Raw genomic sequence first — 12,010 nt, 5'->3', positions numbered from 1 at the left:
AAAAGTGCTGCGCAGTGGGTGTGCAGTGGCTCTCGCAAGTATTTACAAGGTAAAGATCATGGCCAAAGAAGGCATTCACCCGAACTACCGCGAAGTCCTGTTTGTGGACCTGTCGAACGGCTTCAAGTTTGTGACCCGTTCCTGCGTGAACACCAAGGAAATGGGCAAGACCGAAGACGGCCGCGAACTGCCGCTGTTCAAGCTGGACACCTCCAGCGAATCGCACCCCTTCTACACCGGCACCCAAAAGTCGGTGGACAACATGGGCGGTCGTGTCGAGCGCTTCCGCAACCGCTTCGGCAAGCTGGCCACCCCCAGCAAGTAAGTCAAAGCCGGCGCATGCCGCCGGTTCGACTTCTGCTAAAAAGGCAGCCCGGTCAACGTGCTGCCTTTTTGCTTTTCTGGGCCTGATCCGCCCATCCCCATCACACCCGCGCCCAAGTTGAACTCCACCTCCCCTGCCATCGTTGCCCAAAGTGCCGTGCGCCGCCTGCCCCGCTGGGCCCTGCTGGGCCTGTGCGCGGCCTATGTGATGGCGGGCTTCTGGGGCCATGGCCCCTGGAAGAATGGCGACATCGCGGCGCTCGGGTTCATGCTGGAACTGGCGGGCGGCCACACGCCCTGGCTCAACCCCACGCTGGCGGGCATGCCCCCTGAGACCGACGGCTTGCTGGCCTACTGGCTGGGGGCCGGGGCCGTGCTGTTGGCGCCTGCTGGCTGGTCGCCGGAGTTGGTGACCCGCCTGCCCTTCATGGTCATGCTGACCCTGACCTTGGTGGCCACCTGGTATGGCGTTTACTACCTGGCGCGCAGCCCCCGCGCCCAGCCGGTCGCCTTTGCCTTCGGCGGCGAGGCCCGCCCCAATGACTACGCCCGCGCGCTCGCCGATGGCGGCCTGCTGGCCTTGATGGCCTGCCTGGGCCTGGCGCGGCTGTCGCACGAAACCACCTCTTACCTGGCCCAACTGTGCTGCACCAGCCTGGCCTTTTACGCCGTCGCCGCCAGCCCTTACCGGCGCGTGGCGCCGGTGCTGGCGCTGGGCGCCGGCCTGGGCGGCTTGGCCTTGAGCGGTGCACCCTCGCTGGCCCTGATCTTTGGCCTGGGCGCCACCGGCCTGTGCTGGGCCCAAACCCACCCGGCGGACAACGAGCCCGGCCGCCAACACAGCCCGGGCCAAGTGGCCACGGTGGCTGGCGTGGTCACGCTGGCCGTGGGGGTTCTGGTCTTGGCCTTGGACCTGAACCGCTGGCGCGTGCTCTGGCCTGACTTGCCTGAGGCCCGCAGCCTGTTGCGCCTCCTGGTCTGGTTTGCCTGGCCGGCCTGGCCCTTGGCGGCCTGGTCGGTCTGGCGCTGGCGCCATCACCTGCGCGGCAAGCGCTGGCCGCTGCACCTGAGCCTGCCACTTTGGTTTGTGGCGGTGTCGGTGGTCGCCACCTTCACCACCGTGCCGGCCGACCGGGCCTTGCTGCTGGGGCTTCCCGCCTTGGCCACCTTGGCCGCCTTTGCCTTGCCCACGCTGAGCCGCAGCATGGGCGCGCTGATCGACTGGTTCACCCTGCTGTTTTTCACCGGTGCGGCCATCATCATCTGGGTGATCTGGCTGGCCATGCAAACAGGCTTTCCGGCCCAGCCGGCGGCCAATGTGGCGCGCCTGGCGCCCGGCTTCCAACCTGATTTTTCGCTCTTCCCGCTGCTGTGTGCCCTGACGGCCACCGGGGCCTGGATCGCCCTGGTCAAGTGGCGTGCCGGCCGGCAGCGGGCCGCCATCTGGAAGAGCCTGGTACTGCCCGCGGGCGGTGCCGCCCTGGGCTGGATCCTGCTCATGACGCTGTGGCTGCCGCTGTTGGACTACGCCCAGAGCTACGCCACCATGGTGCAGTCCGCGCGCGCCCTGATGGGCACGGCCCACTGCGCGGACGCCTTTGGCCTGAACCAGGCCCAGGTGGCCGCCTTCCAGTACCACGGGGAGCTGCGCGTGCACGCCTTGGGTGAACAACCGCGCTGCGACTGGTTGCTGCTCGGACGTGAACCCGCTGGGCCGGGCCAGGTACCGCCCAACATGGCGCAGTGGCAATTTGAAAGCAGTGTCTGGCGCCCCGTGGAGCGCCGCGAAGCCGTCTTGCTGTACCGCCGCAGCGGGAGCTGAGCGTGAGCGAAATGCGCTTGATTGCCCGCCATGCCGGCACGGTGTTGGCGGGTCAGTTGGCCGTGATGGCCTATGGCGTGACCGATACGCTGGTCGCGGGTCGCCACTCGCCGGAAGCTTTGGCCGCCTTGGCCGTGGGCTCGGCTTTCTACATCAGCGTCTATGTCGGCCTGATGGGTGTGCTGCAGGCCTTGCTGCCCATCTGGGCCGAACTGCAAGGCGCGGGTCGGCCCGAAGCGGTCGGGCGCTCGGTGCGCCAATCGCTTTACCTGGGCGCTGTCGCGGCCGTGCTGGGCATGGGCTTGCTGCTGTGGCCCGAACCGGCCCTGGAATGGACCCAGGTCCCAGAGGCCTTGCGCCCTGACGTGCGCCAGTACCTGGCCGTCCTGGCCTGGGCGCTGCCGCCTGCTTTGCTGTTTCGCATCTACAGCACGCTGAGCCAGGCCTTGCACCAGCCCCGCCTGGTGACGGCCTTGCAACTGGGCGGCCTGGCCATCAAAGTGCCCTTGTCCATGCTGCTGACTTGGGGGGGTGCCGGGCTGCCGGCTTATGGTGCCACAGGCTGCGCCGTGGCCACACTGGTGGTCAACTACAGCCTGCTGGGTCTGGGCCTGTTGATGCTGCAGCGCCAAGCCGCCTACCGGCCCTTGCAGCTCTGGCAGCCGCTGGAGCGCCCCGACCGAAGCCAGCTCGCGCAGTTCATGCGGCTGGGCTTGCCCGCTGGCCTGTCGGTGATGGTCGAAGTCACCTCGTTCACGCTGATGGCCCTGTTCATTGCCCGCCTGGGCACCACGGCCGCCGCCAGCCACCAGATCGCTGCCAACGTCACGGCGGTGCTCTACATGGTGCCCTTGTCCTTGGCCATTGCCACCAGTGCGCGCACCAGTTACTGGCTGGGCGCTGACCAGCCCGCCCAGGCGCGGGCGGCCGTCCAAACCGGCCTGGGCCTGGCCGTCGGCTTGAGCGTGCTGGCGTCGGGGGCTTTGCTGCTCGGCCGTGAGGCCTTGCCACGCTGGTATGCCGAATCCCCCGAGGTGGCCCAGCAAGCGGCGCCCCTGCTGCTGTGGGTGGCGCTCTACCACTTGGCCGATGCCTGGCAAACCCTGTGTGTGTTTGTGCTGCGCTGCTACCGCGTGACCCTGGTCCCGCTGCTGGTCTACAGCGTGCTGCTGTGGGGCGCAGGCCTGGGCGGCGGCTATGTGCTGGCTTACCAGGGACTGGGAAACCAAGCCCCCTGGGCCAGCGCAGACGCTTTTTGGGCCAGCAGCACCGTGGCCCTGGCCGTGGCCGCAGCGGTGCTCACGCCCATGCTTTGGATCGCACTTCGGCGCTCGATGGCAGCGCAGACGCCCCCGCATTGAGGCCCAAGGCCTGGCAGCGCAGGCGGCTGGCCGGGAAGGTGATGGCAAAACGGGACCCCACGCCCAGGCTGCTCTCGATCAACAACTGGGCGCCATGGCGCTGCACCACATGCTTGACGATGGCCAGGCCCAGCCCGGTGCCACCGGTTTCGCGCGAGCGGCTGCGGTCCACGCGGTAAAAGCGCTCGGTCAGCCGTGGGATGTGCTCCGGCGCGATGCCGGGGCCGGTGTCACGCACTTCAAATTCGGCGCGCCCATCGGGCAGCATGCGCCAACTGACCTGGATGCTGCCGCCGCCCGGGGTGTAGCGCACGGCATTGCTGATCAGGTTGGACAACGCGCTCTGCAGCTCATTGTGCGAGCCCGCCAGGTCCACGCCCTGGGCCTGTGCGTCGTCAAAATGGATCTGGTGGCGGCGCCCGCTGTGGGCGGTGACCACGCCCGACAGGGCCAGCGCCTCTTGCTCGCAATGCTGCAGCAAGGCGCCGACAGGTTGCCAGTCGTTGAGGCCGGGCGCAGGACTGCCCTCGAGCCGCGACAAGGTGAGCAAGTCGTTCACCACGGTCTGCATGCGGCTGCCCTGCTGGGCCATCAGGCTCAGGTAGTGCTGGCGCTCCTGCGGCTCCAGGTTGAGGGTTTGCAAGGTCTCGATGAAGCCCGACAAGACGGTGAGCGGCGTGCGGATCTCATGCGACACATTGGCCACAAAGTCGCGCCGCATGGCGTCGGCTTGGTCCAGCGCCGTCACGTCACGCGACAGCAGCAGGCGCCGGCCCTCGCCGTAGGCATGCAGGTGAACCGACAGGCGCACAGGCCGCGACACGGTGCTGTCTCGCCCGGACATCACGATGTCGTGGCTGTAGTCTCGCGAGGCGTAGTAGGCGGCAAACAAGGGGTCGCGCAGCAGGTTGCCGATGGACTGCATCAGGTCGCGCTGCGGGTCAAAGCCAAAGTGTTCGGCGGCCGTCTGGTTGCACCACTCGATGTGGCCTTCGGGATCGAGCAGCACCACGCCATTGGGCGAGGCCTGGATCGCGGCCAGGAAGTCCTGCAGACGCTGTTCGCTGTCGCTGGCCTTCTTGGCCTCTTGGCGCAGCAAACGGCGGGCGCGGTCGGACACCTCGCCCCACAGACCGCCAATTTGCGGTGCCGCATTGGCGTCGCCCTTGCGCAGCCAGCGGCGCACGCTCAGGCCGCGCCAGACGTCCAACAAGAACCAGACCCAGGTGCCCACCACCACGGCGATCGAGGCGCCCAGCCATTCGGCCAGCGCCCAGCCCAGGGCGCCCGCCAGCAGCTGGGCCCCTACAAAACTCAAAAACCGAAATGTCATGGAGTGAGCCGCCGCAGCGGTCAGGCAGAAACAGCCGTCTGGGGTTGACCCGTCAATCGGTAGCCGGCGCCCCGCACCGTCTCCACCATGGTACCCGCGCCGCCCAGGGCTTCACGCAGGCGCTTGACGTGCACGTCAACCGTACGCTCTTCGATGAACACATGGTCGCCCCAGACACGGTCCAGCAACTGGGAACGGCTGTGCACGCGCTCGGAGTGCTTCATGAGGTAGTGCAGCAGCTTGAATTCAGTCGGGCCGACCTTCAAGGGCTGGCCTTGGAAGGTGACACGGTAAGTGGCAGCGTCCAGCACCAACTCGCCAATCGTCACCGCGTCCGACACCTGCTCGGGCGCGCGGCGGCGCAGCACGGCACGGATGCGGGCCAACAATTCCTGAGTGGAAAACGGCTTGGTGATGTAGTCGTCAGCACCGGCATCGAGACCTTGCACCTTGTCGGACTCGTCACCCCGAGCCGTCAGCATCAGGATGGGCACGCCCTTGGTGCGGGCATCCGCGCGCCATTTGCGCGCCAGCGCCACACCGCTTTGGCCGGGCAGCATCCAGTCGAGCAAGATGACGTCAGGCAGCACCGCGTCCAGCTCACGCTGGGCCGAGATGCCATCCTCTGCCCACACCGGCTGGAAGCCGTTGTGGCGCAGGTTGACCGCGATCAGCTCGGCAATTGCCGGCTCGTCTTCAACAATCAGGATTTGAGGCAGTTTCTTCATCTCGAATCACCGGAGAGCCGACTCCACATCATCGATCGAGGCATGGCGCACATCGGTGCCCTTGACCACGTAGATGATGAACTCGGCGATGTTTTTGGCGTGGTCGCCAATGCGCTCAATCGCCTTGGCCAAGAACAAAAGGTCCAGGCTGGGCGAGATGGTGCGCGGATCTTCCATCATGTAGGTGATGAGCTTGCGCACAAAGCCGTCGAACTCGCGGTCGATCTGGTCGTCTTCCTTGAGGATGGAGACGGCCGTCGAGGTGTCCAGGCGGGCAAAAGCGTCCAGGGCCTTGCGCAGCAGGCCCGAAGCCAGGTCGGCTGCCACACGCAGGTCCGACGAGGGCAGCTGACGCGCAGCACCGCTTTCGATGATGGACTTGACCATGCGCGCGATCTTGCTGGCCTCGTCACCGACGCGCTCGAGGTTGGCGGTGGTCTTGGAAATGGCCAACAGCAGGCGCAGGTCGCGGGCCGTGGGTTGACGGCGGGCAATGATGGAGGCCAGGTCGCGGTCGATCTCGATTTCCATGGCGTTGACGCGGTGCTCGATCTCGATCACCTGGTCGGCCGCTTCCGGGCTGAACTGCGACAGCGAGTAGATGGCTTGGTGGATCTGGGACTCCACCAGGCCGCCCAGCTCCATCACGCGTGAGGACACGCCGTTGAGGTCGGCATCGAACTGCGTGGAAAGGTGTTTTTCAGGCATGGGGGCTCCTCAACCGAAACGGCCGGTGATGTAGTCTTCAGTCTCTTTGCGGGTGGGCTTGAAGAACATCTGCTCGGTCTCGCCAAATTCCACCAGGTCGCCCAAGTACATGTAGGCGGTGTAGTCGCTGCAGCGCGCGGCCTGTTGCATGTTGTGGGTCACGATGACGACGGTGTAGTCGTCCTTCAGTTCGGCAATCAGCTCTTCCACCTTGGCGGTGGAGATGGGGTCCAACGCCGAGCAGGGCTCGTCGAGCAAGAGCACTTCGGGCTTGATCGCAATGCCGCGCGCAATGCACAGGCGTTGTTGTTGACCACCCGAGAGGCCCGAGCCACTTTGGTTGAGCTTGTCCTTGACTTCGGTCCACAGGGCCGCCTTGCGCAAGGCCCACTCGACGCGATCGTCCATGTCGGCGGCGCTGAGGTTCTCGAACAGCTTCACACCGAACGCGATGTTGTCGTAGATCGACATCGGGAAGGGGGTGGGCTTTTGGAACACCATGCCGACCTTGGCGCGGATCAAGGCCACGTCTTGCTTGGAGGTCAACAGGTTCTCGCCATCGAGCACGATCTGGCCTTCGGCGCGTTGCTCGGGGTACAACTCGAACATGCGGTTGAAGGTGCGCAGCAGCGTCGACTTGCCGCAACCCGACGGACCGATGAAGGCGGTGACCTTCTTCTCGGGGATGTTCAGGTTGATGCCCTTGAGGGCGTGGAATTTGCCGTAGTAGAAGTTCAGATCGCGCACAGCGATCTTGGCCTGGTGGTCGGGCACGGTGAAGGTGGTCGTCATGGAATTAAGTCCTTGCCTTTACTTCTGGCGGGTCAAAAACCGAGCCAGGATGTTGAGCCCCAGCACCGCCACGGTGATCAGGAACACACCTGCCCAGGCCAGTTGCTGCCAGTTTTCGTACGGGCTCATCGCAAATTTGAAAATGGTCACCGGCAAACTGGCCATGGGTTTGGACAGGTCCGAGTTCCAGAATTGGTTGTTCAGGGCGGTGAACAGCAGCGGCGCCGTTTCGCCTGAAATACGGGCCACCGCCAGCAGCACGCCAGTGATGACGCCCGACTGGGCCGCACGCAGGGTGATCATCAAGATGACCTTCCACTTGGGCGTGCCCAAGGCGTACGCAGCTTCACGCAGTGCCGAGGGCACCAGGGACAGCATGTTCTCCGTGGTGCGAATGACCACCGGGATCACGATCAGCGCCAGGGCAATGATGCCGGCCCAGCCCGAGAAGCTCTTGAAGCGAGCGACCACGATGGCATAGACGAACAAGCCGATCACGATGCTGGGCGCCGACAACAGAATGTCATTGACGAAGCGCGTGACCGAAGCCAGCCAACCCTTGGTGTCGTACTCGGCCAGGTACACGCCAGCCATGATGCCGATCGGGGTGCCGATGAAAGTGGCCATCAAAACCATCACGAAGGAGCCAAAGATGGCGTTCGAGATGCCGCCCACCTCATTGGGCGGTGGGGTCATTTGCGTGAACAAGGCCACGCTCAGGCCACCAAAGCCCAGGCGGATGGTTTCCCAGAGAATCCACACCAGCCAGAACACGCCAAAGGCCATGGCGGCCAGCGACAGGGCCAGCGCAATGGTGTTGACGCGCTTGCGGCTGGCGTAACGGCCCTGGCGCGTTTGCGCCAACTCGGCCGCGGCCAGCAATTGGGCGGAGGTGCTCATGAACGCGCTCCTTCGCTTTTCTTGAGTTGCAGCAGCAAGACCTTGGACAAGGCCAGCACCACAAAGGTGATGAAGAACAGGACCAGACCCAGGTAGATCAGCGAGGCCTGGTGCAGGCCTTCACCCGCTTCGGCAAACTCGTTGGCCAGGGCCGAGGTGATGCTGTTGGCGGCCTCGAACACACTCAAGGAGTTGAGCTGGTTCATGTTGCCGATCACGAAGGTCACGGCCATGGTCTCGCCCAGAGCGCGGCCCAGACCCAGCATGACGCCGCCCAGCACACCGGTCTTGGTGTAGGGCAGAACGACCTTCCACACCACTTCCCAGGTGGTCGAACCCAAGCCATAGGCCGACTCTTTGAGCAGGGCTGGCGTGACTTCAAACACATCGCGCATCACCGAAGCGATGAAGGGAATGATCATGATGGCCAGGATGATGCCAGCCGACAAAATGCCGATGCCCACGGGCGGGCCGGACACAAAGCCGCCCAGAACGGGAACGCCCTTGAGCAGCGCCTGCAGCGGTTGCTGCACATAGGTGGCCAGGATGGGGCCAAAAACCATGAGGCCCCACATGCCGTACACGATGGAGGGCACCGCAGCCAGCAGTTCGATGGCCGTGCCCAGGGGGCGCTTGAGCCAGTTGGGCGAGAGTTCGGTCAGGAACAAGGCAATGCCAAAGCTGACCGGCACAGCGATCGCCAAGGCGATGAAAGAGGTGGCCAAGGTGCCATAAATCATCACCAAACCGCCAAAGTCGCCTTGGACGGGGTCCCAGACGCTGCGCGTGAGGAAGGTGAGACCGTATTTTTCAATGGCAGGCCAGGCGCCAAAGACGAGGGAGGCCAGGATGCCCAGCAGCAGGCCCAGGGTCAGCAGCGCGGCGCCCTTGGCGAGCCAGCCAAACAGCCGATCGGCCACGGCACCCGACAGCAGAGGGCGGGGAGTAGGAGGTGTGGTCATGTTTTGAGCCCGCCCCGCCAAAGAGGGCGAGGCGTGGTTGACCGGCAGTGTAGTGGACACGTTGGAGTCCTGAAAGCGGGTCTAGTGAGTACCGACTTACTTGTATGCCACCGGCTTGTCGGTGCCAGCGTCGCGAATGTCAGCCCAGGACTTGAGGATGATGTCCTTCACGCTGTCAGGCATGGGAACATAGTCCAGGTCCGTGGCGGTCTTGTCGCCGCTCTTGTAGGCCCAGTCGAAGAACTTCAGCGCGGTGGCGGCTTGGGCAGGCTTGTCTTGCTTCTTCTGCATCAGGATGAAGGTGGCACCGGTGATGGGCCAGGCTTCCTTGCCAGCTTGGTTGGTCAGGATTTGGTAGAAGCTCTTGCTCCAGGTGGCGCCGGCAGCGGCGGCCTTGAAGGTCAGGTCGTCCGGAGCCACATAAGCGCCCGAAGCGTTTTGCAGCTGCACATAGTTCAGCTTGTTTTGCTTCACGTAGGCGTATTCAACGTAGCCAATCGAGTCAGGCAGGCGACCCAGGAAGGCGGCAACGCCTTCATTGCCCTTGCCACCGGCACCGGTGGGCCAGTTCACAGCCGTGCCTTCACCGACCTTGGTCTTCCACTCAGGGCTGACCTTGCTCAGGTAGTTGGTGAAAATGAAGCTGGTGCCAGAGCCGTCAGCGCGGCGCACCACGGCGATGGGGGTGTCCGGCAAGGCCAGGCCAGGGTTCAGGTTCTTGATGGCGGCATCGCTCCACTGGGTGATCTTGCCCAGGTAGATGTCGGCCAGCACCGGGCCGGTCAGCTTCATCTGGCCGGGGGTGAGGCCCTTGATGTTGATCACCGGCACCACACCACCGATCACGGTGGGGAACTGCACCAGGCCCTTGGCCTTGAGATCGTCATCGGTCAAAGGGGCGTCAGAGGCACCGAAATCCACCGTCTTGGCTTCGATCTGGCGAATGCCAGCGCCCGAGCCAACCGATTGGTAGTTGATCTTCACGCCCGTGGACTTGTTGTAGTCAGCAGCCCACTTGGAATACAGAGGCGCCGGGAAACTGGCACCGGCACCGGTGGCTTCTTGCTGGGCCATGGCAGCAGGAGCGAGCAAAGTTGCAGCAGCGCCAGCGACGGCCAAACGAATCATCCACGTAGTCATACAAAGTCACCTTGAAGGTTGGAAGGGATGCCGCAGACTGTAAATACCCAATGTGACGATTGCATGACAAGCCAAATCCCCCTGGAAACACCGGCTTTTGCTGTCATAAACAGCCTCCAAGCGTCACGGGAATGTCACAAACCGAGCCTAAAGTCATTGCAGCGTCAAAAAAATGGCAGTGTGTGTCCATGCAAATCGATACAACTGGGACAATTGCAGCATCGCAGTGATCCTGCTCCTGCTAGCGCCAGCGCGCCCCATCCCACCCGGGTGTCAACCCCGGATGTCACCCGGGGTTGACACGGTTCGCTCGCGTCAGCACCCCATTGCCCTCCTTCTTGAAAGCCTGCCATCCCATGACTGCCCTGCTGAGATCGCGCCCCGAGCGCCCAGCCCGCACGCCGTCTTCCGGAGCACTGGTCAGGTCCGAAAACGTCGCCCCCTACATGCAAAACGGAACACTCATTGCCGCTGTCGACCTCGGGTCGAACAGCTTCAGACTGGAAATCGGACGCTTGGTGCATGGCCAGATCCAACGCAGCGAATACCTCAAGGAAACCGTGCGTCAAGGCAGCGGCCTGGACGAGGAACGCCGCCTGACCCCCGAAGCCATGCAACGCGGCTGGGACTGCCTGGCCCGTTTTGCCGAGCGCCTGGCTGGCTTCAGCGCAACCCAGGTGCGCGCCGTGGCCACCCAGACCCTGCGCGAAGCGCGCAACCGCGACGACTTCATCAAACGCGCCAATGAGATCCTGGGCTTTCCGATCGATGTGATCTCCGGGCCCGAAGAAGCCCGCTTGATTTACCAGGGCGTGGCCCGCTTGTTGCCGCAATCCGACGAGCGTCGCCTGGTGGTGGACATCGGCGGGCGCTCGACCGAACTGATCCTGGGCCAGCAATACCACGCCAACGTGGTGGCCTCCTACCGGGTGGGCAGCGTGGCCTGGTCCATGAAGTACTTCCCCCAAGGCCAGTTCACCCAGCAAGCGTTCATGACGGCTGAGATCGCCGCCAAGGCGGTGCTGGATGAAGCCCTGGACAGTTACCGCCGTGACAGCTGGGATGTGGCCTACGGCTCCTCCGGCACGGTGGGCGCGGTGGCCGATGTACTGGCCGCGGCCGGTGAGCCCGCCGGGCGGATCAGCCGCAGCGCACTGGGCTGGTTGCAGGAGCGGCTGTTGCGCGCCCAAAGTGCAGACCGGGTGCGCATGGAAGGCCTGAAAGATGAACGCCGTGCCGTGATTGGTGGCGGGGTCAGTGTGCTGACCGCCATTTTTGACCTGCTGGGCATTGACGAAATGCAGGTCGCCCAAGGGGCGCTGCGCCAAGGCGTGCTGTACGACCTGCTGGACCGCGAGCAAGCCCACACCGACCTGCGCGCCAGCACCGTGCTGGCCCTGAGCGAGCGCTTTCAGGTGGATGCCGCCCAAGCAGAGCGCGTGCGCGAAGCCGCCCTGACGCTGTACCAGCAAATCGAGGACCCGGTGGAAGAACGGGCCGAGCGCAAGCTGGGCTGGGCCGCTCAACTGCATGAAATTGGCCAGCAGATCGCCCACAGTGACTACCACCGCCACGGCGCCTACATCCTGGACAACACGGACGCACCGGGCTTCTCCCTGCCCGAGCTGCACCGCCTGGGCCAGCTGATCCTGGGCCACCGAGGCAAGGTTCGCAAACTGGAAGCCGATCTGGGCGACGAAGACTTCGTGCGCCAACTGCTGTGCCTGCGCTTGGCCGTGGCCTTGTGCCACGCGCGCCGCAGCCCCGATCTGGCCTCACTCAAGCTCAGCCAAACAGGGGCGCAATTCAGCCTCAGCGCCAGCGCCGCCTGGTGCCAGCAGTTTCCCCAGTCGGCCCATCTGATGCGTGAAGAAGCATTGGCATGGCAAAAGACGCCGTGGAGTTTGCTGTTCCAGCAACGCTGAGGCCCCGCCCCATGG

11 protein-coding genes are annotated in these 12,010 nt (G+C 64.4%); 4 read left to right on the top strand and 7 right to left on the bottom strand.

The genetic code is table 11. From position 1 onward, the window contains the following. The first annotated feature begins 58 nt into the window (after positions 1 to 58). The 3 genes from PSQ39_RS05920 to PSQ39_RS05910 all read left to right on the top strand — a co-directional run bounded on the left by PSQ39_RS05920 (position 59) and on the right by PSQ39_RS05910 (position 3,507). Complete coding sequence (locus tag PSQ39_RS05920) at positions 59 to 325, top strand: type B 50S ribosomal protein L31 (protein ID WP_273925791.1); 267 nt, start codon at positions 59 to 61, stop codon at positions 323 to 325. 117 nt (positions 326 to 442) lie between these two features. Further along, positions 443 to 2,146, top strand: a complete 1,704-nt coding sequence (locus PSQ39_RS05915) for a hypothetical protein (protein ID WP_273925790.1) — start codon at positions 443 to 445, stop codon at positions 2,144 to 2,146. Positions 2,147 to 2,148: 2 nt separating this feature from the next. After that, positions 2,149 to 3,507, top strand: a complete 1,359-nt coding sequence (locus PSQ39_RS05910) for an MATE family efflux transporter (protein WP_273925789.1) — start codon at positions 2,149 to 2,151, stop codon at positions 3,505 to 3,507. On the opposite strand, the gene phoR is transcribed toward PSQ39_RS05910, so the two are convergent. The 7 genes from phoR to pstS form a co-directional block, all read right to left on the bottom strand. After that, positions 3,446 to 4,840: a phosphate regulon sensor histidine kinase PhoR gene (gene phoR / locus PSQ39_RS05905; protein ID WP_273925788.1), complete on the bottom strand. Its 1,395-nt coding sequence runs from the start codon at positions 4,838 to 4,840 to the stop codon at positions 3,446 to 3,448. The two genes, PSQ39_RS05910 and phoR, sit on opposite strands and share 62 nt — an antisense overlap. Before the next feature lie 20 nt (positions 4,841 to 4,860). After that, positions 4,861 to 5,568 carry a phosphate regulon transcriptional regulator PhoB gene (gene phoB, locus PSQ39_RS05900; protein WP_273925787.1) on the bottom strand — a complete coding sequence of 236 codons (708 nt, stop codon included), beginning with the start codon at positions 5,566 to 5,568 and terminating at the stop codon, positions 4,861 to 4,863. A gap of 6 nt (positions 5,569 to 5,574) precedes the next feature. Then, positions 5,575 to 6,276 carry a phosphate signaling complex protein PhoU gene (phoU, locus tag PSQ39_RS05895; protein WP_273925786.1) on the bottom strand — a complete coding sequence of 234 codons (702 nt, stop codon included), beginning with the start codon at positions 6,274 to 6,276 and terminating at the stop codon, positions 5,575 to 5,577. 9 nt (positions 6,277 to 6,285) lie between these two features. Further along, on the bottom strand, positions 6,286 to 7,068 hold the full coding sequence (gene pstB / locus PSQ39_RS05890) for a phosphate ABC transporter ATP-binding protein PstB (RefSeq protein ID WP_273925785.1): 783 nt from the start codon (positions 7,066 to 7,068) through the stop codon (positions 6,286 to 6,288). An 18-nt stretch (positions 7,069 to 7,086) separates the two neighbouring features. Further along, complete coding sequence (gene pstA / locus PSQ39_RS05885; RefSeq protein WP_273925784.1) at positions 7,087 to 7,968, bottom strand: phosphate ABC transporter permease PstA; 882 nt, start codon at positions 7,966 to 7,968, stop codon at positions 7,087 to 7,089. After that, the gene (gene pstC, locus PSQ39_RS05880; protein WP_273926352.1) at positions 7,965 to 8,930 is read right to left on the bottom strand and encodes a phosphate ABC transporter permease subunit PstC; all 966 of its coding nucleotides are present in this window, start codon (positions 8,928 to 8,930) and stop codon (positions 7,965 to 7,967) included. The genes pstA and pstC overlap by 4 nt, the downstream gene beginning before the upstream one ends. Before the next feature lie 96 nt (positions 8,931 to 9,026). Beyond that, entirely contained in the window at positions 9,027 to 10,058 is a 1,032-nt protein-coding gene (gene pstS / locus PSQ39_RS05875) for a phosphate ABC transporter substrate-binding protein PstS (RefSeq protein ID WP_273926351.1), read from the bottom strand. 458 nt (positions 10,059 to 10,516) lie between these two features. Between pstS and ppx the strand changes: the two genes are divergently transcribed. Next, positions 10,517 to 11,995 (top strand): exopolyphosphatase, encoded by a 1,479-nt coding sequence (gene ppx, locus PSQ39_RS05870; RefSeq protein WP_273926350.1) that lies wholly within the window; start codon positions 10,517 to 10,519, stop codon positions 11,993 to 11,995. Positions 11,996 to 12,010 lie beyond the last annotated feature (15 nt).

The organism is Curvibacter microcysteis (assembly GCF_028649455.1).
Taxonomy (GTDB): Bacteria; Pseudomonadota; Gammaproteobacteria; order Burkholderiales; family Burkholderiaceae_C; genus Curvibacter; species Curvibacter microcysteis.
This window is presented reverse-complemented; position numbering and strand designations above follow the sequence as displayed.

Excerpts from the sequence above, each read along its gene's own strand:
- PSQ39_RS05920 (WP_273925791.1), top strand. The coding sequence starts at position 59 with ATGGCCAAAGAAGGCATTCACCCGAACTACCGCGAAGTCCTGTTTGTG.
- phoR (WP_273925788.1), bottom strand. The coding sequence starts at position 4,840 with ATGACATTTCGGTTTTTGAGTTTTGTAGGGGCCCAGCTGCTGGCGGGC.
- phoB (WP_273925787.1), bottom strand. The coding sequence starts at position 5,568 with ATGAAGAAACTGCCTCAAATCCTGATTGTTGAAGACGAGCCGGCAATT.
- phoU (WP_273925786.1), bottom strand. The coding sequence starts at position 6,276 with ATGCCTGAAAAACACCTTTCCACGCAGTTCGATGCCGACCTCAACGGC.
- pstB (WP_273925785.1), bottom strand. The coding sequence starts at position 7,068 with ATGACGACCACCTTCACCGTGCCCGACCACCAGGCCAAGATCGCTGTG.
- pstA (WP_273925784.1), bottom strand. The coding sequence starts at position 7,968 with ATGAGCACCTCCGCCCAATTGCTGGCCGCGGCCGAGTTGGCGCAAACG.
- pstC (WP_273926352.1), bottom strand. The coding sequence starts at position 8,930 with ATGACCACACCTCCTACTCCCCGCCCTCTGCTGTCGGGTGCCGTGGCC.
- pstS (WP_273926351.1), bottom strand. The coding sequence starts at position 10,058 with ATGATTCGTTTGGCCGTCGCTGGCGCTGCTGCAACTTTGCTCGCTCCT.
- ppx (WP_273926350.1), top strand. The coding sequence starts at position 10,517 with ATGCAAAACGGAACACTCATTGCCGCTGTCGACCTCGGGTCGAACAGC.